The sequence below is a fragment of the Pseudarthrobacter sp. CC4 genome (assembly GCF_048957775.1).
Classification (GTDB): Bacteria; Actinomycetota; Actinomycetes; order Actinomycetales; family Micrococcaceae; genus Arthrobacter.
This window is the reverse complement of record NZ_JARCCZ010000015.1, coordinates 36,023-58,079: the sequence shown is the minus strand read 5'-3', so window position 1 is coordinate 58,079 and position 22,057 is coordinate 36,023. Positions and strand designations below refer to the sequence as shown.

The 22,057-nt window shown below is 66.2% G+C and carries 20 protein-coding genes; 9 read left to right on the top strand and 11 right to left on the bottom strand.

Going from position 1 to position 22,057, the window contains the following annotated elements; translation table 11 throughout:
* The first annotated feature begins 5 nt into the window (after positions 1-5).
* Both PV768_RS11595 and PV768_RS11590 read left to right on the top strand, forming a co-directional pair.
* Positions 6-932 carry an alpha-E domain-containing protein gene (locus PV768_RS11595; protein ID WP_013600945.1) on the top strand — a complete coding sequence of 309 codons (927 nt, stop codon included), beginning with the start codon at positions 6-8 and terminating at the stop codon, positions 930-932.
* A complete protein-coding gene (locus PV768_RS11590) occupies positions 929-1,780 on the top strand; it encodes a transglutaminase family protein (protein ID WP_157242335.1) in 852 nt (283 codons plus the stop codon). The genes PV768_RS11595 and PV768_RS11590 overlap by 4 nt, the downstream gene beginning before the upstream one ends.
* 15 nt (positions 1,781-1,795) lie before the next feature.
* Here PV768_RS11590 and PV768_RS11585 read toward each other — a convergent pair whose 3' ends face one another.
* From PV768_RS11585 to glgC, 3 genes are all read right to left on the bottom strand, one after another.
* A complete protein-coding gene (locus PV768_RS11585; RefSeq protein WP_421093081.1) occupies positions 1,796-2,263 on the bottom strand; it encodes a pyridoxamine 5'-phosphate oxidase family protein in 468 nt (155 codons plus the stop codon).
* Between the two features lie 15 nt (positions 2,264-2,278).
* Entirely contained in the window at positions 2,279-3,730 is a 1,452-nt protein-coding gene (locus PV768_RS11580; protein ID WP_421093080.1) for an SDR family NAD(P)-dependent oxidoreductase, read from the bottom strand.
* 70 nt (positions 3,731-3,800) lie between these two features.
* The gene (gene glgC / locus PV768_RS11575) at positions 3,801-5,210 is read right to left on the bottom strand and encodes a glucose-1-phosphate adenylyltransferase (protein ID WP_321213534.1); all 1,410 of its coding nucleotides are present in this window, start codon (positions 5,208-5,210) and stop codon (positions 3,801-3,803) included.
* A gap of 102 nt (positions 5,211-5,312) precedes the next feature.
* Here glgC and glgA point away from each other — a divergent pair, with 102 nt between their 5' ends.
* Positions 5,313-6,518 carry a glycogen synthase gene (gene glgA, locus PV768_RS11570; RefSeq protein WP_321213535.1) on the top strand — a complete coding sequence of 402 codons (1,206 nt, stop codon included), beginning with the start codon at positions 5,313-5,315 and terminating at the stop codon, positions 6,516-6,518.
* 78 nt (positions 6,519-6,596) lie between these two features.
* Here glgA and PV768_RS11565 read toward each other — a convergent pair whose 3' ends face one another.
* Together PV768_RS11565 and PV768_RS11560 are read right to left on the bottom strand one after the other, a co-directional pair.
* A complete protein-coding gene (locus tag PV768_RS11565) occupies positions 6,597-8,714 on the bottom strand; it encodes an acyl-CoA dehydrogenase (RefSeq protein WP_421093079.1) in 2,118 nt (705 codons plus the stop codon).
* Positions 8,715-8,768: 54 nt separating this feature from the next.
* A complete protein-coding gene (locus PV768_RS11560) occupies positions 8,769-9,455 on the bottom strand; it encodes a TetR/AcrR family transcriptional regulator (RefSeq protein ID WP_370460734.1) in 687 nt (228 codons plus the stop codon).
* Between the two features lie 60 nt (positions 9,456-9,515).
* On the opposite strand from PV768_RS11560, the gene PV768_RS11555 reads away from it, so the two are divergent.
* The 3 genes from PV768_RS11555 to PV768_RS11545 are packed head-to-tail and all read left to right on the top strand — an operon-like array spanning position 9,516 to position 13,135.
* A complete protein-coding gene (locus tag PV768_RS11555) occupies positions 9,516-10,877 on the top strand; it encodes an acetyl-CoA C-acetyltransferase (protein ID WP_157242330.1) in 1,362 nt (453 codons plus the stop codon).
* A gap of 9 nt (positions 10,878-10,886) precedes the next feature.
* Positions 10,887-12,227, top strand: coding sequence for a 3-oxoacyl-ACP reductase (locus tag PV768_RS11550; protein WP_421093078.1), 1,341 nt, complete (start codon positions 10,887-10,889; stop codon positions 12,225-12,227).
* Complete coding sequence (locus tag PV768_RS11545) at positions 12,224-13,135, top strand: MaoC/PaaZ C-terminal domain-containing protein (RefSeq protein WP_421093077.1); 912 nt, start codon at positions 12,224-12,226, stop codon at positions 13,133-13,135. Before PV768_RS11550 ends, PV768_RS11545 begins: the two co-directional genes overlap by 4 nt.
* Here PV768_RS11545 and PV768_RS11540 read toward each other — a convergent pair.
* The 5 genes from PV768_RS11540 to PV768_RS11520 all read right to left on the bottom strand — a co-directional run bounded on the left by PV768_RS11540 (position 13,132) and on the right by PV768_RS11520 (position 17,790).
* Entirely contained in the window at positions 13,132-14,184 is a 1,053-nt protein-coding gene (locus PV768_RS11540; RefSeq protein ID WP_421093107.1) for an FUSC family protein, read from the bottom strand. The two genes, PV768_RS11545 and PV768_RS11540, sit on opposite strands and share 4 nt — an antisense overlap.
* A 147-nt stretch (positions 14,185-14,331) precedes the next feature.
* Positions 14,332-15,441: a serine hydrolase domain-containing protein gene (locus tag PV768_RS11535; protein WP_421093076.1), complete on the bottom strand. Its 1,110-nt coding sequence runs from the start codon at positions 15,439-15,441 to the stop codon at positions 14,332-14,334.
* Between the two features lie 25 nt (positions 15,442-15,466).
* Positions 15,467-16,579 carry a glutathione S-transferase family protein gene (locus tag PV768_RS11530; RefSeq protein WP_421093075.1) on the bottom strand — a complete coding sequence of 371 codons (1,113 nt, stop codon included), beginning with the start codon at positions 16,577-16,579 and terminating at the stop codon, positions 15,467-15,469.
* The gene (locus PV768_RS11525) at positions 16,576-17,328 is read right to left on the bottom strand and encodes a M50 family metallopeptidase (protein ID WP_421093074.1); all 753 of its coding nucleotides are present in this window, start codon (positions 17,326-17,328) and stop codon (positions 16,576-16,578) included. Before PV768_RS11525 ends, PV768_RS11530 begins: the two co-directional genes overlap by 4 nt.
* Before the next feature lie 159 nt (positions 17,329-17,487).
* Positions 17,488-17,790 carry a DUF4193 domain-containing protein gene (locus tag PV768_RS11520; RefSeq protein ID WP_066275770.1) on the bottom strand — a complete coding sequence of 101 codons (303 nt, stop codon included), beginning with the start codon at positions 17,788-17,790 and terminating at the stop codon, positions 17,488-17,490.
* A 207-nt stretch (positions 17,791-17,997) separates the two neighbouring features.
* On the opposite strand from PV768_RS11520, the gene PV768_RS11515 reads away from it, so the two are divergent.
* The gene (locus PV768_RS11515; protein ID WP_421093073.1) at positions 17,998-19,143 is read left to right on the top strand and encodes a glycosyltransferase family 9 protein; all 1,146 of its coding nucleotides are present in this window, start codon (positions 17,998-18,000) and stop codon (positions 19,141-19,143) included.
* Positions 19,140-20,111 (top strand): glycosyltransferase family 9 protein, encoded by a 972-nt coding sequence (locus tag PV768_RS11510; RefSeq protein WP_421093072.1) that lies wholly within the window; start codon positions 19,140-19,142, stop codon positions 20,109-20,111. Before PV768_RS11515 ends, PV768_RS11510 begins: the two co-directional genes overlap by 4 nt.
* A 338-nt stretch (positions 20,112-20,449) precedes the next feature.
* Here the strand turns inward: PV768_RS11510 and PV768_RS11505 are convergent, their stop codons facing one another.
* Complete coding sequence (locus tag PV768_RS11505; RefSeq protein ID WP_321213545.1) at positions 20,450-21,142, bottom strand: SGNH/GDSL hydrolase family protein; 693 nt, start codon at positions 21,140-21,142, stop codon at positions 20,450-20,452.
* A 322-nt stretch (positions 21,143-21,464) separates the two neighbouring features.
* Here PV768_RS11505 and PV768_RS11500 point away from each other — a divergent pair, with 322 nt between their 5' ends.
* Positions 21,465-21,989 carry an HNH endonuclease family protein gene (locus PV768_RS11500; RefSeq protein WP_323057159.1) on the top strand — a complete coding sequence of 175 codons (525 nt, stop codon included), beginning with the start codon at positions 21,465-21,467 and terminating at the stop codon, positions 21,987-21,989.
* Positions 21,990-22,057 lie beyond the last annotated feature (68 nt).

The following is a 22,057-nucleotide window of genomic DNA, read 5'->3' as shown; positions in this document are numbered from 1 at the left end:
CGCGAATGCTTAGCCGTATTGCCGAGTCCCTTTTCTGGATCGGCCGCTATGTGGAGCGGGCGGACGGCACCGCCCGGATCCTTGACGTCCACCTGGAGCGCCTGAACCACCTCCCCATGGAGGAACGCAAGAGCGTGGCGCAGGAGCTCCTGGCGGTCATGGGAGCCAGGCCGCAGAGCGAGGATTTTGGGCTGCCCGAACTGCTCCACGCACTTGCCTATGACAAAACCAGCGCCACCTCCATTGCCGGTTCCCTCGGGGCGGCGCGGGAGAACGCCCGGCGCGCCCGGGAGACTGTCTCTTCCGGTCTCTGGGAGAGCCTGAACACCACGTATTACGGGCTGAGCCAGCACCGGAAGGACGTTGTGGGCACGTACCGGTTCTGCAACTGGACCCTTGAACGGACGGCCATGGTCAGCGGCCTGGCGGACACCACCGTCAGCCACGACGAAAGCTGGCTCTTCCTGGTGCTGGGCCGCTCCCTGGAACGGGCGGACATGACGGCCCGCATGCTCTCCACCCGGGACGTGCTGTCCGCCGGCATGTCATGGGTCAACATGCTGCGGTGCGCCGGGGCGTACGAGTCCTTCCTGCGTACCCGGCGTGCCGCCTTTGGAGACCAGCACGCTGCCGAGTTCCTGCTGCTGGACCGCCTCTTCCCGCGGTCCATCGTCTATGCCCTGCGGGATGCCGATGAATGCCTTGCAAAACTTGATCCTTCCGCCCAGCGGGTGGGTTTCATCAATGATGCGCGGCGGATTGTGGGGCAGGCGCGGACGTTCCTCGAGTTCCACCGGACGGACGATCTCATGTCCGAGTTGCCCGAACACATGGAGCGGGTGCAGAAAGCCGTCTCACAGGCCTCGGACGCCATTTCCCGTAAGTACTTCAATCAGGCGGATGAACTGGCCTGGGTGGGAGAAGTTTCATGACCCGGCTGAGCATCGTCCACAAGACGGCCTACAAGTACAACAAGAGGGTCACGCTGTCCTACAACGAGGCCCGCATGACGCCGCTGACGGATTCCCAGCAGGTGGTGCTGGAGTCCGTGGTAAAGGTTTCGCCGTCGCAGGCTGCCGTGAGCACCTACCGGGACTACTGGGGCACCAGGGTTACTGCCTTCGACATGCAGATGCCGCACGATCACCTTGAAGTTGTTTCCAACATCACGGTGGAGGTCCACCGGGCCGAGAAGATCCCGTCGGAGTCGGACATTGCCGGCTGGGACGTCCTGGCCTCGCCCGAGACGCTCAATACCTTCAGCGACTGGCTTCCGCAGTCCAGGCTGAGCGGGCCAGGAGACGAAGTCCTGGGCATCATCCCGGGCGTCGTGGCCGGGAAGAACCCGCACGAGGCCGCCATGGCAGTGTTCGAGTGGATGCGCGGCGAAATGACCTACATGTCCGGTTCCACCGCGGTCACCACCAACGCGGAAGAGGCCTGGGGCCAGCGCCAGGGCGTGTGCCAGGACCTTGCCCACCTGGCCATCGGTGCGCTGCGCAGCTGCGGCATCCCGGCGCGTTACGTCTCCGGTTACCTGCACCCCCGTTCCAGCGCCGGAATCGGCGAAACCGTGGCCGGCCAATCCCATGCATGGCTGGAGTGGTGGGACGGCGACTGGCGCAGCTGGGACCCCACCAACCACAAGCCGGCCGGCGACTTCCACGTGACGGTGGCCCGGGGCAGGGACTACCGCGACGTGCCGCCGCTGAAGGGCATTCTTTCCGGCGGGGGCGGTTCAGCCCTGAGCGTCAGCGTGGAAATCACCCAGCTCGCCTGACGGGCCCGCGGGCTTTTACTCCTGCGCGGTCCTCACAGCGCCGCTGAGCTGGGTCCACCAGGTCATGGGTTCGGTCACCTTGAAGCGCCGGCCGGTGATGGAGTCCGGCGTGATCCGGACGAAGATGTCCTTTTTCCCTGCCTGCCAGGGAAAGAGGAAGAGCTGGGTGGTTTCCAGGACCTGCTCCGTGCCGGTGACGATGGCGGCCGTGCCCTTCACCACCACGCTCCAGGCCAGTCCCGTATTGGGGTCCACCCCGTCCGCCTCCAGCGCCACCGGGGCGTCCTCTGAGGCGCCGGAAAGCTTGGTGCCCTCGCTGGTGCGGAACACCAGGGTGCCCCGGTCAACCGTGTAGTTGATGGGGAAGATGTCCGGGCGTCCCGCCACCAGGACCGCCAGCCGGCCGACGGACACGGTGCGGAGCACGGCCCAGCACTCATGGTGTTCAAGATTCTGTACTTCAGATACGGGTTCGGCACTCATGCGGCGAGCTTACTCTCACCAGGGGCTGGGTTTGTAGTCCTTGAGGAACACGCCGTACTGGTCCTCGCCGTTCTCCCCCATGACGATGGGATCGTAGACGCGGGCGGCACCATCAACGAGGTCCAGGGGCGCGTGGAAGCCTTCCTCCATGAGCCTGACCTTGGTGTAGTGGGGACGCTCGTCGGTAATCCAGCCGGTGTCCACGGCGGTCATCAGGATGCCGTCACTGTCCAGCATCTCCTGGGCGCTGGTGCGCGTCATCATGTTGAGCGCTGCCTTGGCCATGTTGGTGTGCGGGTGGCCCGGACCCTTGTAGGCGCGGGAGAACTGGCCTTCCATCGCCGAGACGTTAACGATGTACTTCCGGCGGGCGGTGGATCGCTTCATGGCTCCCCGCAGCCGGCTCACCAGCAGGAAGGGCGCGGTTACGTTGCAGAGCTGCACCTCGAGCATCTCGAGCGGATCCACCTCGTCCACCACCTGGGTCCAGCTGTTGATGGTGGCCAGGTCCGGTACCAGCCCGCCCGCGTCGATGGCCGTTCCTGACGCAATGCGCTCCAGCGAGGCCGATCCGGTGGACAGTGCCAGCGACGTGATGGCGTCCCCGGCCAGGACCGGGTGTTCTGTCACGCTGCTGGCAAGCGCCAAGGGGTGCTTGTCATGGGCGTGGCCGAACGTCACCAGTTCCGGGCCGCCGTTGGCCTGCTCCAGCGCGGCCGGAAGCGGTTCATCCTCGGCGTCCACCAACGGCTTGTAGGCATTGCCGGAACGGCGGACCGTCTGCGCCGCGTTGTTGATGATGATGTCCAGCGGGCCTGCCTCATTGAGCGAGTCCGTGAGGGCCATGACCTGGGCGGGGTCGCGGAGGTCGATGCCCACGATCCGGAGCCGGTGCAGCCATTCGCCGCTGTCCTCCATGGCGGCGAACCTGCGGGCGGCGTCCTTGGGGAAGCGGGTGGTGATGGTGGTGTGGGCACCGTCGCGGAGCAGTCGAAGCGCGATGTACATCCCGATTTTGGCCCGCCCCCCGGTCAGCAGGGCGCGGCGGCCGGTCAGGTCGGTCCGGGCGTCCCGCTTGCTGTGGCTGAAGGCAGCGCACTCCGGGCACAGCTGGTGGTAGAAGGCGTCAACCTGGGTGTAGTGCTGTTTGCAGATGTAGCAGGGGCGTGAGCGGATCAGGTGCCCGGCAACCTTGCCGGTGGCCGAGGTGGCCAGCTTGTTCCCGCGGGTCTCGTCGTCGATCCGGTCCGGCGCGGCGGTTGCCGTCCGGGCAATGACTGCCCGGTCCGCCTCGGAGATCAGGTCGCGCTTTGTGACCCTGCGGTGCCGCTTGACGGCCTTGAACATCTTCCCCGTGGCGCGCCGCACCGAAACATAGTCCGGGTGCTCCTCGTCATAGGCATGGATGGTATTCAGGACCTTGAGGCAGGCCTGGATTTCCTCAGGGGTCAGATCGGGGGAGCTCACCGTATCGATTTTACAGCCTGGGATCAAGCCGGCCGCACCCCCTTGGGGTGGGCCGGCCCGCTGAACGATGTCAGGAAATCCGCGCCCCCTGCGCAGAGTCTGCAGCAGCCGCTGCGTGGTTCTGGGCGACCCTGTCCACGGACTCCCGCACTCCGGGGTGGAGGTCTGCAGCCGCCTTCACGGCGTTCGGGACGAGGTGGAGGTTCCTGGCAGCGAGCGTCCGTTCCTCCTCGCCGGGCTCGGGAACGTTCTGTCCCTTGGCGAGCACCGTGATGCCCGAGTCGGTGACCTTGAAGCCGCGGGCCCGGTCCAGCTCCGCGTCCAGGCCAATGGCCGCGCCTGCCGGTACCTTGACGTTCTTGTCAATGATGGCCCGGTTGATCACCGCGCCCTCGCCCACCTGCACTTTGTCCATCAGGACCGAGTCGATGACACGGCTGCCGGTGGCCACGTAGACGTCGTTGGACAGGACGGAGCCTTCCACGATGCCGCCGGAGATCACGACGCCGCTGGAGACGATCGAGTCCAGGGCCGTGCCCACCGTGTTGTTCTGGCCGCGGACGAACTTGGCGGGCGGCGAGATGCTCTGCCGCGTGTAGATGGGCCATTCCGAGTTGTAGAGGTTGAAGACCGGGAGCGGGGAGATCAGGTCCATGTGGGCGTCGTAGAAGGAGTCGATGGTGCCGACGTCGCGCCAGTACGTGCGGTCGCGTTCGGTGGAGCCGGGAATGTCATTGAGCGTGAAGTCGTACACGCCGGCCTCGCCCTGGTTCACGAAGTAGGGGATGATGTCTCCGCCCATGTCGTGCTTGGTGTCCAGCCGCTCGGCGTCCACGTGCAGCGCCGCTACCAGGGCATCGGCGTCAAAGACGTAGTTGCCCATGGAGGCCAGGAACTGCGACGGGTCCGCGGCCAGTCCGGGGGTGGTGGCAGGCTTTTCCACGAACGCGGCAATCTTTTGGGGATCGTTCTGGTCCACTTCGATCACGCCGAACTGGTTGGCCATGTGCAGTGGCTGCCGAACAGCGGCCACTGTTGCCTTGGCGCCGCTGTGGACGTGCTGGGCCACCATCTGGGCGAAGTCCATGCGGTAGACATGGTCCGCGCCGACCACCACAACAATGTCCGGGTTGGCGTCGTGGATCAGGTTCAGGGACTGGTAGATGGCGTTTGCGCTGCCCAGGAACCAGCTCTTGCCCACGCGCTGCTGGGCCGGAACCGAAGCCACGTAGTTGCCCAGCTGGGTGGACATGCGCCAGGTCTCGGAGATGTGGCGGTCCAGGCTGTGCGACTTGTACTGCGTCAGCACCACGATCTGCAGGTAGCGGGAGTTCACCAGGTTGGACAGCGCAAAGTCGATCAGGCGGTAACTCCCGGCGAAGGGGACCGCGGGTTTGGCCCGGTCCGCCGTCAGCGGCATCAGCCTGTTTCCCTCGCCCCCTGCGAGGACAATGGCCAGGACTCTTTTGTTCAACGGCATAATGGTCGCTCCTGTACGCCTTCGTATCTCCCCAAGACAGTCCGGCATGCCCGGACTCCTTCACACTAGAACAGTTAAGCGTGAAGGACTACCTTGGGTCTTGTGCGAATAGACATTGTGACTAAAGAGTTCCCGCCGGAGATCTACGGTGGCGCCGGAGTCCACGTAGCCGAATTGAGCAGGGTGCTTAGTAAGCATGTTGACCTGCAGGTTCGTGCTTTTGGCGCTCCCCGCGATACCGACTATCATGGCGCCACCGTGACGTCCTACCAGGTGCCCGAGGACCTTGGCGGGGCCAACGCCGCGGTGCAGACCCTCGGGGTGGACCTCCGGATCGTCCCGGACGTGGAAGGCGCGGACCTGGTCCATTCGCATACCTGGTACGCCAACATGGCAGGGCACCTGGCATCCCTGCTGCACGGCATCCCGCATGTCCTCAGCGCCCACAGCCTGGAGCCGCTGCGCCCCTGGAAGGCGGAGCAGCTCGGCGGCGGGTACGCGCTCTCTTCCTGGGTGGAGAAGACGGCTTATGAGGCTGCGGCAGCCATCATCGCTGTTTCCGAGGGTATGCGGCAGGACATCCTGCGCAGCTACCCGGACGTTGATCCCGCGAAGGTCAAGGTGGTCCACAACGGCATTGACGTCGAGCTGTGGCAGCGCGACGAGAATGACGACGCCGTCCGCGCCCTGGGCATTGATCCGGCCAAACCCAGCGTGGTTTTCGTGGGCAGGAACACCCGCCAAAAAGGCGTTCCCTACCTGCTGCGGGCTGCCGCGAAGCTGCCCGCCGATGTTCAACTGGTCCTGTGCCTGGGCGCAGCGGATACCCCCGAGCTCGCTGCCGAGACTGCCCGCCTGATCGAGGACCTGCAGAGCCAGCGAACCGGCGTGGTGCTCATTGAGCGCATGTTGCCCCGGCACGAGCTCATCCAGGTCCTCAGCCACGCCACCGCGTTCGCCTGTCCCTCGATCTACGAACCCCTCGGCATCGTGAACCTGGAAGCAATGGCCTGCGGCGCCGCAGTGGTGGCCAGCGCCACCGGCGGCATCCCGGAGGTGGTGGAGCACGGCCAGACGGGCCTCCTCGTGGACCTTGAGCAGGTCACCGACGGCACCGGGACCCCCCTTGATCCGGAGAAGTTCGTCACCGAATTCGCGGCCGCCCTCACCGAGGTTGTGTCTGATCCGGAGCGGGCACGCGCCATGGGCCAGGCCGGCCGGCTGCGCGCCGAGAAACACTTCTCCTGGGAGTCCATCACCGAGACCACCCTGGACGTGTACCGCTCGGTGCTGCCGTCCCACGGCTAACGACCCCTCACTATTAATTACGACGGCGCCGCTCCCCTCACGAGGGGGCGGCGCCGTCGTTCATTAGGCCGTTGGCCGTCAGTTCCGTTTCGCCGCAGCGGTCCTGGCCAGCAGGACCTTCTCATCCACCGGGGACTGGCCGCTTGCCCGCTGGCTGCGGAAGTAGGCCCGCGCCTCATCCTGCCGCTTCTTCTCCGCACCGGTCGCGATTGCGGCGCGCACGTGGTCGCCGCCGTAGCCAAAGGCGTCCACGAGGTCCAGCGCATGCGGGCGGATCTTCACCAGCAGCCTGTTGATGTATTCACCCACCGTTCTGGCCCGCTGCATGGAAAGGCGGCCGTTCATGAGGTACCAGGACAGGTTCTTTTCAATCAGCGACAGGCCGAAGAGGTCACGCAGCCACGTCAGCACCGTCCTGGTGCCTGGGTCCTCCACCTCGCGAAGCGCGTCGGTGAAGGCCTCCCATTGCAGCAGTTCGGCGTGCGCCTGGGCGGCATCGATGAGTTCGTTCTGGTGACGGTTGAAGAGTGCTGCGCCCTTTTCCTGGGAAAGCCGGTTGCTGCCTTTAAGGGCTGTTGCCGCTTCCGCCACCATGGTCTGCACCCTGTCCGTAAGGAGGGCACGCTGGCCCTCCTCGTCACGGAGGGCGATGGCGGCTTTCTGCACCGAGCCGGTGTCCGCCATGAACTGGACCACCTGCCGCAGTCCTGTCCGGTGGATTGCAGCGCCGGTTGCCTGGCCCACCACATAGCGGGCCAGTACCCCGAAGTCCACGTTCCGGAACTCCTTGGCGTAGTCGGCCAGGAGGCGCTTGGCCACCAGCTGCAGCAGCACGGTGTTGTCGCCCTCGAACGTGGCGTAGACGTCAAGATCGGCCCGCAGCGACGCAAAGCGGTTCTCGATCAGGAAGCCGGCACCGCCGCAGGCTTCGCGGCATTCCTGCAGGGTGTCCAGCGCATGCCAAGTGCTCAGGGCCTTCAGTGCGGCGGCGAGTGTTTCCAGGTCCTGGCGGTCGGCGTCGGTGTCGTGGGCGCCGGAAAAGACGTCGTCGAACTTCTCCAGGAGCTGCTCATGGGCGAACCCCGCTGCGTAGGTAGTGGCGAGCCGGGTGAACAGCCGGCGCTGGTGGCGCTGGTAGTCAAGCAGGACTTCTTCGTCCGTATGGGAGGAGGCGTTGAACTGGCGGCGCTCGGTTGCGTATCGGATGGCCGCCGTCAGGGCCACCCTGGACGCAGCCACGGCGGCGCCGTCCAGCGACACCCGGCCCTGGACAAGGGTTCCCAGCATGGTGAAGAACCGCCGGCCCGGGCTGGCGATGGGGGAGGTGTATGTGCCGTCCGGGGCTACGTCGCCGTAGCGGTTCAGGAGGTTCGTCCGGGGGATCCGGACGTTGGTGAAGTGCAGCCGCCCGTTGTCGATTCCGTTGAGTCCACCCTTGATGCCGTCATCCTCGCCGCCGATGCCGGGCAGGAACTCCTTGGTTTCCGGGTCCCGCAGGTCCACGTAGAGGGCATGTACGCCGTGGTTGACGCCGCGGGTGACAAGCTGGGCGAACACCACGGCGCCCAGTCCGTCGTTGGCCGCGTTCCCGATGTAGTCCTTCCAGGCGGCGCGGAACGGCGTGTGCACCACGAATTCTTCAGTGGACGGATCGTACGTGGCCGTGGTCGCGATGCTGGCCACGTCGGAGCCGTGTCCCGTCTCGGTCATGGCGAAGCAGCCCGGGATATCCAGGTTCATGATGCCGGGAAGCCATTTCGCATGGTGTTCGGCGGTGCCAAGGTGCATGACGGCGGAGCCGAACAGGCCCCACTGCACGCCGGCCTTGATCTGCAGCGAGGGATCGGCCACCACAAGTTCCTCGAAGCCGGCGATGTTTCCGCCGTGGTCGTCGGCGCCGCCCAAGGCTGCCGGGAAGGCGCGGTGCACCGCCTCATTGTCCACAAGGTACCTCAGCTGTCCGAACACCCTGGTCCGGTGCTCGGTGTGGGTCAGGCCTTCAATCTTGTGAAGCTCGGGGCGTGCGGCAAGGTCCCGGGCCTGCAGCCGGACGGCCGACCACTTGCCGAGCAGCTGCTTGCCCAGCGTTTCGACGTCGACGGCGGGCTGGGGCCGGGCGGCGGTGCCGGGGACCGCTTTTTGCGGTGCTTCCGGGCGCTTCCCCTTGCCGGTGGGACGGTCCACTACTTCAGTCATGTCAATGTCCTTCGTTGGTGCTGACAGTGTTTGGTGGTTTGCATTGGAGTTAGGTCATTCCCGCGCGGCCGGGGTGAGCTCGGGAGCTATGCCGACGCAGAGCCAGGCCGTGATCTGGCGTGCCATTGCTTCCTGGTCAGGTTTGGCGGGGGAGTCCGGCGTGCTGAGCCATTGCTCGCCGGCATTCCGTACCAGTCCAATCGCGGCCTTCGGCCAGTAGCCGATCACGGCGTGCTTGCCGTCCCCCAGGTGGGACCGCATGGGCGTAGCGATCATCTCCGCGATGGCGTCGAAGAAGTGCCCCAGCGCCCCGGAGACAGCTCCCGATGAACCCTCCGGGTCGCCGCTGCCATGCCGGGTGACAAACGTATAGACGTTGGGGCTGGTCTCCGCCATTTGCAGGTAGGCCGAGACCATGGCCAGAAGCCCTTCACGGGGGGTATGGGCGCTCTGCGCGGCTTCCTTGATCCTGCGCTGCATCTGGCTCAAGACCACTTCACCCACCGCCTGCTGAAGCCCGGCCTTATCGCCAAAATAGCGGTAGAACACGGACTTTGAGGTTCCTGCAGCAGCGGCAATCTCCTCCATGGAGGCGTCACTTCCCAGCAGGTGCACAGCCCGCCGCGCCGATTTGATCAGCTCCCTCCGGCGCTCCTCCCGATGGCTCTGCCAGCGCGAAGAACGTCCGTCGGGGCTGCCTGGCACAGAGGCATCCGGGGGGTCCGTGTGGGTGATGTTCACGATACCCAGCGTATCAGGTACGCTGGGTATCGGTAACCGAACGTGACCCGAGGAGAACCCATGTCCATTGACGGACAGTCCAGCACCGGACCCGAAGACCCAAACACCCGCACGGCAGGCACCCCTGCCACGCGCCGGGCCGTGATCGTCGGCGGGAACCGGATCCCGTTTGCCCGCGCCGGCGGATCTTACGCAAAATCCTCCAACCTGGACATGCTGACCGCCGCCCTTGACGGCCTGATCGCGCGCTTCGGCCTCCAGGACGAGCGCATCGGCGAAGTGGCCGCAGGCGCCGTCCTCAAGCACTCCCGGGACTTCAACCTCACCCGCGAAGCGGTCCTGGGTTCCGCCCTCTCCGCCGAGACCCCTGCCTATGACCTGCAGCAGGCGTGCGCCACCGGGCTGGAGACCGTGGTGGGCCTGGCCAACAAGATCAAGCTGGGCCAGATCGATTCCGCCATCGCCGGCGGGGTGGATTCGGCGTCCGATGCTCCGATCGTGGTCAGCGAGGGCCTCCGCGAGGTGATCCTGGACCTGAACCGGGCCAAGACCCTTACGCAGCGCCTGCAGGTACTCGGGCGGCTGCGGCCGAAGGATCTCGCCCCGCTGGCACCCGGCACTGCCGAGCCCCGGACCGGACTTTCGATGGGCGAGCACCAGGCCCTGACCACGGCGCAGTGGAAGATCTCCCGCGAGTCCCAGGACGAACTGGCCTACAACAGCCACAGGAACCTCGCCGCCGCCTACGAGTCAGGGTTCTTCGATGACCTCGTCACGCCCTACCGGGGACTGGTGCGGGACGGCAACCTCCGTGCAGACACCTCGCTCGAAAAGCTCTCTACCCTGAAGCCGGTCTTCGGCAAGAACCTCGGTGCTGCGGCCACCATGACTGCCGGCAACTCCACCCCCCTCACCGACGGGGCGTCCACGGTCCTGCTGGCTTCCGAGGCCTGGGCAGACGCCCGCGACCTGCCCAAGCTCGCTGCCGTGGTGGATGCGGAAGCCGCGGCCGTGGACTTTGTCCATGGCAAGGACGGCCTGCTGATGGCCCCCGTGTTCGCCGTGCCCCGGCTGCTGGCCCGCCAGGGCCTCACACTGGCGGACATTGACTTCTTCGAAATCCACGAGGCATTCGCAGCCACGGTCCTCGGCACCCTGGCGGCCTGGGAGGACGAGGAGTTCGGCCGTACCCGCCTTGGCTTGCAGGGCGCTTTCGGCAGCATTGACCGGTCGCGCCTGAACGTAAACGGGTCTTCGCTGGCTGCCGGCCATCCCTTCGCCGCCACCGGCGGCCGGATCGTGGCTTCGTTGGCCAAGCAGCTGCATGCCACGGGCAGCACCGCCGGCCGGCCCGCGCGCGGACTGGTCTCGGTCTGCGCGGCCGGCGGCATGGGCGTCGTCGCTGTTCTCGAATCACTGTAGGAGGTTCCGGTGACAGACAAGTACGCACAACTGGTTAACCAGGGCCCGGGCAGGAATGTGGCCAAGAAGCTCGGCCTGCCCCAGCCCGCGGTCCTTCGCCGCTACGAGCCCGGGCAGCCCTTGATCAACGGCCCCATCCTGGTCCAGGGAAGCACGGCGGGTGCCGATGCCCTGTCCGCGGAACTGCTTTCCTGGGACCTTGATGTCCGGCGGCACGCCGTACCGCGCGAAAAACTCGGTGCCATCATCCTGGTGCTGGATGAAGTGGCGCACCCCGGGGACCTCGAGAAGCCGATTCTCCCGGCAGCGGCTTCCCTGCGGGACCTTGCCGCCGGCGGACGCGTCGTCACGGTCTCCCGGCCGGCGTCGGACGCCGATTCGCCTGCAGCTGCCGCTGCCAGGCAGGGGGTTGACGGGTTCCTCCGCTCGCTGGCCAAGGAACTTCGGGGCGGCGCCACGGGCAACGGCATCATCCTGAGGGACGGTATCGAGCCGACCAGCCCCAGCGCCCTGGCAGCCCTCCGATTCTTCCTCTCCGGCCGTTCGGCATTCGTGGACGGGCAGTTTGTGACCGTGTCCGGCACCTCCGGAGAACTTGCCGGGGACCCGGACAAGCCGCTGGCCGGCAAGATAGCGGTGGTGACCGGAGCGGCACGCGGCATCGGAGCGGCCATCGCCCGCACCCTGCACCGCGACGGCGCAACCCTGGTCCTTGTGGACGTCCCCGCGGCCGGCGACCAGCTGGCGGCGGTTGCGAACGAGGTGCGGGGGACCGCGCTCCAACTGGACATCAGCAGGGAGGACGCGGGACAACGCATTCTTGAGCACGCCGCGCAGCGCCACGGACGACTGGACATCATGGTCCACAACGCCGGGATCACCCGGGACAAACTGCTGGCCAACATGGACCAGCCCCGGTGGAACTCGGTCATCAGCATCAACATAGCCGCGCAACTCCGCATCAACGAGGCTCTCCTTTCCTCAAAGCACTTCCGGGAATCGCCGCGCATAGTGTCAGTTGCTTCAACCAGCGGCATTGCCGGCAACCGGGGGCAAACCAACTATGCGGCGTCCAAGGCCGGGGTGATGGGAATGGTCAGGGCCACCGCTCCGCACATGGCCGCGCTCGGCGGCAGCATCAATGCGGTGGCCCCGGGCTTCATAGAAACCGAGATGACCGCCAGGATCCCGTTTGCCCTCCGCGAGATCGGCCGGCGGCTGAACTCCCTGCAGCAGGGCGGCCTGCCATTGGATGTTGCCGAAGCCGTGTCCTTCCTTGCCAGTGATGCAGCGGCCGGCATCAACGGCGAGGTGCTCCGGGTCTGCGGGCAGAACATGGTGGGGGCATGATGCCCGCCCAGCCGGTCATCCTGGGGGAAATGCCCTCGCTCTCCAAGCTCTACGTCAACGCCGCTGCCCAGGCCGCACGCCGCCGGCTGCTGGGCAGCCAGGATGGATCCGTCCTGCCGGCCGAAAGCCATGAAGTACGCGGGGTCAGCGTGGACGTTGCCACGCTCACCGCGTACCAGCACCTGATCGGCGAGACGGCCAGCGACGTGCTGCCTGCCGGGTTCATCCACGCACTCGCCTTTCCGCTGGCCATGAGCGTGCTGAACAGGGACGACTTCCCTTTGCCCCTGCTCGGCATGATCCACCTTCGGAACAGCGTGCAACAGCGTTCCCCGGTACTCTTCACCGACAGCCTGGACGTCTCCGCCAGGGTGGAAAATCTCCGGGGTCACCGTGCGGGGACGGTGGTGGATGTGGTGGCGGATGTGCGGTTGTCAGGGGCACCCGAGGCCTCCTGGCGGGGGGTGTCCACCTACCTGGCCAAGGGAGTCTTCCTGCCCGGGATCGACAAACCGTCCCCGGCCTCCGCCCGGGCGGAATTCAAGGCGCCGAACCCCACCGCTATCTGGCAGCTTGGTGTTGACACCGGCCGGGCTTACGCGGCGGTATCGGGTGACTTCAATCCCATACACCTAAGCGTGCTTTCCGCCAGGGCTTTGGGGATGCGGCGGTCCATAGCCCACGGCATGTACCTGGCGGCCAGGGCGCTCGCCGACGTCGGCCCGTCCCGTGGCGATTCCTTCACGTGGGATGTGGATTTTGACTCCCCGGTGTTTCTTCCCGGCATGGTTGCCCTGGAGATCAATACCGGAGAAGGGGACTCCGGCGCGCGGACGCGTTCCAGTTTCGTGGCATGGAATCCCAGGTCGGGGCGCCGCCACTTCAGCGGTTCGGTCAGCGCCCTCTAGTCGCGTGTCCGGACAGCGCGCAGGATGCGGTGGAGGCTCAGCAGGACCGATTCGGACGCGGGGACCATTCCCTGCTCCGCATCCCTTCCGGCGGTGGCAGCCATGCAGGCTTCCACCGCCTCCTTTGCCGCCCCGAAATGGCCGTCCTGCGCGGAGGTGTCGTCGTCGCTGAACGAGCGGAGAAGGTTGCCGGTGGCTGACAAAGCATCGGCTAGCGGACCGGTGTCCTGCAGGGGAACGCTGTAGGGTGCCTCGCTCTCCCAGATCACGTCCGAAAGCACGTCGGTGATGTCCTGGATGTGGAAGGTCACCCTCTCCAGTTCGCGCAGGTTCCGGTAATCAAGATCGACGTCGCGGGGGTGCAGTTTGCGCCTCGGATTGGCCCGCCGGCTTGCGTCAGCCTCCTTGACCAGGTGCCGGACTGAGCGGGCCGCCTCCGCCAGTTCGTCTGAACGGCTTGACCAGTCCTCGTGTTTGGGCGGCCATTCTTCCTTTAGGGCCGCCCCCATGTCGGTGAGCTGGCGGCCAAGGGCTTGGCGGAGCTCATCCAGGCTGGCCGCGGCGGCGTTCAGGTGCAGCGGCGGAAAGATCAGGAAGTTGACGCCGATCCCAACGGCGACTCCAAAGCCCATCTGCAGGAGGTAACCGAACGAAAAGTCGTCCGGATTACTGCCGCCCACGAGCAAAACCAGCAGCGCCGCCGTCGGAATCCAGTCACTGCCCGAACCGATTCCCGGCAGGCCCCCAAGCAGGACGCCTATTCCCATGATCAGCGCGACGGCGAGCGGCGACGGATCCGTGACGGTAACCAGCACATACGCCAGGCCGATGCCGACTGCGAGTCCGGCAAGGGCCTCGAGGCCCTGCCGTACCGAGCCGGCAACGTTGTGGTACATCGCCACCAGCGCACCCAGGGGGGCGTAGTAGGGATAGTTCGCAGCAGCTCCGGGCAGATGCGGTGCGATGGCGAAGGCCAGTCCGGCTGCAAAAGCCGCCTTGGCCGCCAGTTGCAGCCGCTGCGCGGCAAAGGCCGACGACAGGCCGGACACCGCCTGTTTGAGAAAAAGGGTCCCCCTGGCCCACCTGGTATCCGGGCGTGCTTGAGACTGGCGCATTCGTACCACCCTACGGCGCCCCGGCGGCTGCCTACAAAGGTGCTGGTCAGGGAGGCGGGCACAGTGTTCCCGGGGTGCGGTTCAGGACAGATCTGCCGCTGAACGGCGCACCTCTGCCGCCAGCCGGTGGGCACGGCCGGGCGTTCTTCCGTCCTCCTGCCGCCGCGGAATGTAACCGAAGCCCAGGCCGTAGGCAGGATCCGCGAACCCGAGCGCCGCGTTGGCGCCCTCATGCCCGAACGCGCGATGGCTCCCGAAGCTCCGCGACGGGTGCGGCTTCATGAACACGACGGCGAACGCGTTGTCCAGGCCTGAGGACCGGTCAAGGCCCCACACCTGTTCCTGCGACATCTGCTCGACGGTGGCTGCGGTGAGGAACGGTTCGCCGCCCTGGATTCCGGTGGTGGCTGCCGCGTAGAGGCGGGCCAGGCCCGAGGCTGCTCCCACGCCGCCTGCCGCGGACATCCCCGCGGCCCGGACCGGGCGGATATTGGGAAGCTCCATGATGGTGCTGACCGGGGCGTTGCTGTTCAGGCCCTCGAGGCTGAGCGGATCGAGCCAGGGCTCCACCGGTCCGGCCGCATAGAGGACGTCGCGGTAACGGTACTCCTGTTCCTCAGGCAGCCCAAGGAAAAAGTCGATACCGTACGGGCTCCTGATTCGCCCTTCATAGATCTCCTGCAGGGTTTCCCCGGCTGTGCGCCGGCACAGCTCTTCCATGATGATCCCGATGGTGAGCGCGTGGTAGCCAAACTGCCGGCCGGGCTGCCAGGTTGGAACAGCCCTCGCCAGCCGGGCCGCGGCGGCAGGGGTGGTGAACTCGTCCAGCCCGAAGCCGCCCTCGATGCCCATGAGCCCGGCCTGGTGCGACAAAGCCTCTCGGACCAGGAGGCGGTCCTTGCCATGCACGCGGAATTCCGGCCAGTAGTGCGCTACGGTTTGGTCGAGGTCGAGCAGACCGTCCTGAACCAGCAGAGCAATGACCATGGCAGCCACTCCCTTCGAACAGGAGTACGCCCCCGTCAACGTGTCCGGCGCCATGTCCGGCCCGCCCGTCAGTTCCACGACCGGGACCCCGTCCCTGTAGACGGCCAGCTGTGCACTGTACTGCGGATCCTCGCGCAGGAATGTATCGAACAGTTCCAGGACGTTGTTGAAACCGGACGCTACGAAGCCGTGATGTCTATGCATGGCACCCAGCTTATCCAGAAAACGCTTACTGCCCTTCGGCGTCCGCCCCGTGCCCTGGCATGACCTCTTCCCCTGCCCTTACGGGCCCGGGCGGTGTCCCGTCCCCGAAGGGGCGGCCCCCCAGCGCTTCCCGGCCATGGGGCTCCAGCCAGCCCCTCAGATCCGGTCCTGCGGGGACTATGCCCGTGGGGTTGATGTCCTCATGGACGATGTAATAGTGCTGCTTGATCTGGACAAAATCGATGGTGTCGCCGAAGCCTGGCGTCTGGAACAGGTCCCGTGCGTAGCCCCACAGGGCTGGCATCTCGCTGAGTTTTTGCCGGTTGCACTTGAAGTGGCCGTGGTAGACGGGATCGAACCGGGCAAGTGTGGTGAACAGCCGCACGTCGGCTTCAGTGATGGTGTCACCCACCAGGTAGCGCTGCCCCGAGAGCCGGTCTTCGAGCCAGTCCAGGGCTGTCCACAGCCGGGCGTAGGCCGAGTCGTAGGCTTCCTGGGATCCTGCGAAACCGCAGCGGTAAACACCGTTGTTGACCTCGGTGAAGACGCGTTTATTGACCTGGTCGATTTCTTCGCGAAGATGCTCCGGGTACAGGTCCGGCGCCCCTGCGCGGTGAAACTCGGTCCACTGGGTGGAAAAGTCCAGCGTGATCTGCGGAAAGTTGTTGGTCACCACGGCACCGCTGGCAACGTCCACGATCGCGGGAACGGTGATGCCGCGGGGATAGTCCGGGAACCTCTTGAAGTAGGCGTCCTGGATCCGTTCGATACCGAGGACGGGGTCCGTCCCGCCTGGATCGAGGTCAAAGGTCCACGAACGGGCATCGTGGGTGGGACCCGGCTGTCCCAGTGAAATGGCGTCTTCGAGGCCAAGCAGGCGCCTGACGATGACGGTCCTGTTGGCCCAGGGGCAGGTACGCGCCGCGATCAGCCGGTACCGTCCAGCTTCCACCGGCCAGCCCGGTTCGCCGTTCGGACCCGGAGTTGCGTCCCTCGTGATGCGGTCCTCAATGTAGTTGGTGTCGCGGTTGAACTCCGCTCCACCTGTGACGTAGGCGCCGCGGGTGCTGTGTTCTGCGCTCTTTCCCAAGGCATGTGCCTCTTCCGCCTGCTGCGTGGTGTCCGTTTCCTGGGTCATGGGACCACCCTATGCTCCGCGGGCAGGACAGTGGAGATCGGCTGCCAGGCCCACAGCCACGAGCCGGCCACCAGGGCCGCGAACAGAAGGATCCAGACGCCGGAGGGAACGGACGTGGCACGCCAGAGCAGGTATGCGTCGGAACTGGCCAGCCGGTCCCGGCGGCGCAGGTGCACATGGGTGAGCTTGATGAGGTCGCGCACGGCAGCCACCAGCAGTGCCAGGCCCAGGATGACAGCCACGTGGCCAACAAAGGCAGCCGGCACAAAGAGGATCAGGGCCAGGGTGATGGCAATTGCGGCCGAAGTGATAACGACGCCGGCGAGGTTCCGGAGGAACACCAGCGAGGCAGCCAGGGCCACGGCGCCGCCTGAGATTGCCGCCGGTCCCCACCCGTTGAAGCCGGACCACACGAACGCCGCACCCACCAGTGCCGGTACGGGGTACCCCCAAAAACATGACCAGGCGGTGGCGAGCCTGCTGCGGCTGTACGTGGTGGTGGTGCCTGAGTGGTCAAGGAGGAGCCGGATCCCGGCCAGTCGCTGGCCGCTCAGCACCGCAGCAACAGCGTGCCCCATCTCATGCGTGGCCGTGGCCAGCAGGCCGAAGTACCGCCAGGAGCGGCGGGGCACTGACAAGGCGGCAGCTGTCATCACCGCCAGTGCCAGTTCCGTCAGTGTCACGTTGGGAGGATCCGCGCGGCTGAATGCTGCCAGTAATGTATCCCAGGGGTCTCCGGGCATCGTCATCAGGGCCTCTCGCCGGCAGGGTCGTGGTGAGCCATAGCCGCCACGGTACCCGGCCTGGCTGGGTGCAGGCTTAAAACCGAAAGGCACGCCGACTGCCGGGCGTGCCTCAGGATCGACGGGACTGCGGACGTTCCCGCAGCCCCACGTCGGCTGTATTAACTAGCCTTCGCACTCAGTGCAGTAGCTGTGGCCATCCTTCTGGCGCGCAATCTGGGACCGGTGACGGACCAGGAAGCAGGAGTAGCAGGTGAATTCGTCTTCAGCCTGCGGGATGACCTGTACCACGAGCTCTTCGGCCACGAACTCGCCTCCGGGCACGCCGGCGCCGTCAAGCCCGTCAGCTTCATCCAGTTCCAGCACAACGCTGCGTGCGTCGGGAGCATTTGCTGACTGGAGCTGCTCGAGAGAGTTGTCCTGCGATTCCTTGACGTCGGAGCGCAGTTCATCGTAATCGGTTGCCACTTTAGGTGCTTCTCTTTTCTTTGGTTCGCCTGTCGCGTATGAAACGTACAGCATCATGCGGGTATTCCCCAATAGCCGGAGTATATTGACCGTCCCCTGGGTAATGGTTCAAAGGAGGCAGCCTGCGGTGTTAGCGGCGAAATAGGGCTGCATGGCAGCGGATGGCGCCGCAAACGGTGCAGTCCGCACTACTGGTAAGGGGTGCACGTGGAGCAGCTCACTGCGGAATTCGGTGGTTCGGCGCGGGTGGGTACCGGTGTTGGTCCTGTCCTGGAGAAATTCGAGTCCGTGTCAAGGATCGCAGTGTTGCGGGGCGGAGGGCTCGGCGACGTGATCTTCGCCATACCCGCCATGGCCGCGCTCAAGGCAGCCTACCCCGCCGCAACCCTTACCTTGCTGGGAACTCCCGTGCACCAAGCGCTGTTTGCCGCAACCAAGAGCCCGGTGGATGAGGTGTGCATGCTGCCACACGCTGAAGGCGTCCGCCCGGGAGAGGAGGACCCGGCGGAGCTGGACGCGTTCTTTGATGACATGCGCGGACGCCGGTACGACCTGGCCGTCCAGCTCCATGGCGGTGGCCGGTACTCAAATCCGTTCCTGCTTCGGCTGGGGGCCCGGCACACGGTAGGCACGCGGACGTCGGACGCTGCCAGTCTCGAGCGGACGGTTCCCTATGTCTACTACCAGCACGAACCACTCAGGGCGCTGGAGGTGGCCGGCATGGCCGGCGCTTTCCCCGTTGACCTGGAGGCCCGCCTGGCGCCGGCGGACAGCGGCGCTTCCGCCGCCGTCCAAATGCGCGACGGCGGCGCCGGCCCTTGGGTGGTGCTGCATCCCGGCGCCACTGATCCCCGACGGCGCTGGCCCGCCGGCCGGTTCGCTGAACTTGCGGCAGCATGCGCCGCGGATGGCTTCCGTGTTGCGGTCATCGGGGATGAGAGCGAACGCGCCCTTGCCGAACAGGTTGTGGAGCAGGCAGCCGCCGCCCACGTCCATTCATTCGCCGGGGACCTTGACATGGGCGGGCTCGTGGCACTGTTGGTCCGGGCCGCCGTAGTTGTGGGGAATGACAGCGGACCGCGGCACCTTGCCCAAGCGCTTGGGGTTCCGACGGTGGGAATCTTCTGGGCGGGCAACGTCATAAATGCCGGAGCGCTGGGCAGGAGCCTCCACCGCATCCACGCCTCCTGGGTGACCGCCTGCCCCACTTGCGGTATAGACATCACCCAGGTTGGCTGGACGGCGCCGCGGTGCCCGCACGATGACTCGGCGGTGGCCGGTGTTGCGGTGCGGGAGGTGCACGAGGATGTACGCAGCCTGGCAGCCACCGAGTTGACGAAAGTGGACGCATGAGCGGCACGGACGTTTTGACGGAGACGGCCCCGGGCAACCGCGTGGACAGGAAGCCGGAGCTTCTTGTCCTGCGGGCCTTGAAGCTCGGGGACCTGCTGGTTGCGGTGCCTGCCCTGAAGGCCCTTCGCCGCACGTTCCCCGAACACCGGCTGCGGTACGCGGCCCAGGGCTGGCTCACGGAGGCCCTGGGGCTGGTCGGCGGCTACGAGCTGCTGCCCACCCACGGCCTGGACGAGCCGCTGGCCCTGGAAGCGGGCGTCGTTGACGTGGCAGTGAACCTGCACGGCAGCGGCCCGGAAAGCCAAGGGCGCATCGAAGCCCTCAAAGCGCGGCAGACCATCGGCCACCGCAGCGGGCACAGGGACGGGCCGCCCTGGCGTGCAGAACTGCATGAGCGGGAACGGTGGGTAAGGCTCCTGGAATGGCACGGGATCGACGCCGACCCCTTGGACGTGGGCTTGAACACACCGCATGTACCCAGCCCGGTTCCCGATGCGACGGTCCTTCATGTCGGCGCCGCCTACGGCAGCCGGCTCTGGCCCGCTGATCGCTTCGCTGCTGTTGCGGCAGCGCTGGATGCGGCAGGACACAACGTTGTCTTCACCGGGGGCAGCGGGGAACGGGACAGGGCGGTTGACGTCTGCCGGCGTGCGGGCCTCCCGGATGGAGCGGTGCTGGCCGGGCGGCTTGGACTGGGGGAGTTCGCTGCAACCATCGCTGCCGCGCGCCTGGTGATCTCAGCTGACACCGGCGCTGCACATCTCGCGTCGGCTTATGGCACGCCGTCGGTGGTGCTTTTTGGACCAGCCCCGCCCGAGATCTGGGGGCCCCCGCCAGGACCGCACGTTGTCCTGACCCGTGCGGAGCTGCGGCGGGGGGACACTTTTGCCGACCAGCCCGACCCCGCACTGCTGGGAGTCACTGTGCCGGATGTCCTCGCCGCGGTCGGCGGGCTGGGTCTGCTGTAGCGCTGGCGGGCACGTGAACCGGTCCGTTTGGGGCTCCTCCACGGGGCGGCAAAGTCCTAAGATGGGTTATGGGCGCTGACATTGAGATTGCGTTGGTTCTTGCAGTGGCGTTCCTCTGGATGACGGGAACGTTCGCGATCCTGTCCCGGATAGACCGCCCGGAACGGAAGGCCCGGCGTCAGGAGCGGAGAGCCAGGCGGTCAGGGAAACGGTGGGTCAGGTACCGCCCGGCTGTGCACGACTCCCGGCCGGAGGAACGGACCAGGCGCCACCGGCCCCGCAGGCTGCGGGTGCACTGACAGCGGACACCCAGGCGCGGGGCAGGCCGGCCGCCGCTCTCAGCGCACGATCACGATTGAGGCTGCCTCCCGATTCGCTGCCGCCGTGAAGGATGCGATGGCCCGGGCGATCTTCCGTCCGCCTTGTGATGACGGTTCGATCACGTTTGCGTAGTCCGCGTCCTCGCTGCAGATGAGCCGAAGGTCGATAAGGGCAGCACCGCGGGAAAAGGCGGCCCTGGCGATGGCATCGTTGAAGAGGCACAGTGCTGCCTCGATGACATTCCTGCCGGGCGCTGACGGGGGAGTGTCATAAATAGTGCATACCGCATACGGCAGGCCGGCCGCTTCGACCTGATCCACCATTTCCTCATAGTCCGCTGCAAATCTTTCCCGGGCTTTACCAAGCAACGCGAGCGCATCACCGACGGAGGGCGCACGCTCCTGCAGCAGTGGCGCATAGCCCAGGGCGTCGTTGCCGCCCGCACTTACCACCAGATGGGTTGCGTCGGACGGCAGTGCAGCCAGTTGCCGGGAAACGCCGGGGAGCACGTCGCCGTCGACCGCCAGGAGCGTGCACTGCCATCCCTGAAGTTCCTGCCTCAGCTGGGCGATGACGGCAGGCCCGCCACCGACATAGGCGCCGTTGTCAAAGATGGAATCGCCCAGCAGGACGATGTGGCCATTGCCGGCGACCGCCGTCGGACGTTCCTCCATGAGCTCATACTGCACCGTTCCCACCTGCCCTGCCATGGGCACGGCGGTGTGACCGGCACAATGCCCAAGCCTGCCATGGGCCGGAAGACAGTCCGGGTAGCGTGGAGGGAACCCCAATTATTCGAAGGAAACAACCATCAACAGGTCCGCCGCCACCACATCTGCCGTCCTGACCGGCCTCCTGCTGGCAGGCGCGCTCGCCGGCTGTGAAGCGGCAGCACGGGCAGGAAGCGAAATTGCCGAAGTCCTGGCAGGAAGTCCGGAAGCCGCTGTTGAACCTCCCGGAGGTCCTGGAGCCGATCCGGCTTACGAGGGGGATGCGGCCGCTGCTGCGCTCTCGCAGCTGGAAACGATTCCGGTGAAGGGCCGCGCACCGAGGACGGGATACACCCGGGAAGAGTTCGGTCCGGCGTGGGCCGACGTCGACCGAAACGGCTGCGACACCCGCAACGACATCCTCGCCCGCGACCTTGAAGCTGAGACGTTCAAGCCCGGAACGCACGACTGCGTGGTGGCCTCAGGCGTTCTGGCCGATAAGTACACCGGAACCACCATAAACTTCGTCCGTGGCGACGGGACCAGCTCCGCCGTCCAGATTGACCACCTCGTTCCGCTAAGCGACGCCTGGCAGAAGGGGGCCCGGCAGCTTGGAACGGAACAGCGGAAGCAGTTCGCCAACGACCCCCTGAACCTGATGGCGTCGGACGGCGGCACCAACGGTGCGAAGGGAGACAAGGATGCTGCCTCGTGGCTGCCGCCAAACAAGGCCTTCCGCTGTGAGTACGTAGTGCGTCAAACCGCCGTCAAGGCCAAGTACCAGCTGTGGGTCACCCAGGCCGAGCACGACGCCCTCGCCGGGATCCTGGCCGGCTGCCGCCACTGAGTCCTGCCCAAGCGGTGGGACGGACAGAAGAAAGCGTCAGAGCCGCTTCCTTGAAGGCAACCGGCATA

Bases quoted from the DNA above. Each gene is read 5' to 3' on its own strand.
- PV768_RS11525 (WP_421093074.1), bottom strand. From the start codon at position 17,328: ATGACGATGCCCGGAGACCCCTGGGATACATTACTGGCAGCATTCAGC.
- PV768_RS11535 (WP_421093076.1), bottom strand. From the start codon at position 15,441: ATGCATAGACATCACGGCTTCGTAGCGTCCGGTTTCAACAACGTCCTG.
- PV768_RS11530 (WP_421093075.1), bottom strand. From the start codon at position 16,579: ATGACCCAGGAAACGGACACCACGCAGCAGGCGGAAGAGGCACATGCC.
- PV768_RS11545 (WP_421093077.1), top strand. From the start codon at position 12,224: ATGATGCCCGCCCAGCCGGTCATCCTGGGGGAAATGCCCTCGCTCTCC.
- PV768_RS11555 (WP_157242330.1), top strand. From the start codon at position 9,516: ATGTCCATTGACGGACAGTCCAGCACCGGACCCGAAGACCCAAACACC.
- PV768_RS11585 (WP_421093081.1), bottom strand. From the start codon at position 2,263: ATGAGTGCCGAACCCGTATCTGAAGTACAGAATCTTGAACACCATGAG.
- PV768_RS11590 (WP_157242335.1), top strand. From the start codon at position 929: ATGACCCGGCTGAGCATCGTCCACAAGACGGCCTACAAGTACAACAAG.
- PV768_RS11565 (WP_421093079.1), bottom strand. From the start codon at position 8,714: ATGACTGAAGTAGTGGACCGTCCCACCGGCAAGGGGAAGCGCCCGGAA.
- glgC (WP_321213534.1), bottom strand. From the start codon at position 5,210: ATGCCGTTGAACAAAAGAGTCCTGGCCATTGTCCTCGCAGGGGGCGAG.
- PV768_RS11505 (WP_321213545.1), bottom strand. From the start codon at position 21,142: ATGGCAGGGCAGGTGGGAACGGTGCAGTATGAGCTCATGGAGGAACGT.
- PV768_RS11510 (WP_421093072.1), top strand. From the start codon at position 19,140: ATGAGCGGCACGGACGTTTTGACGGAGACGGCCCCGGGCAACCGCGTG.
- PV768_RS11595 (WP_013600945.1), top strand. From the start codon at position 6: ATGCTTAGCCGTATTGCCGAGTCCCTTTTCTGGATCGGCCGCTATGTG.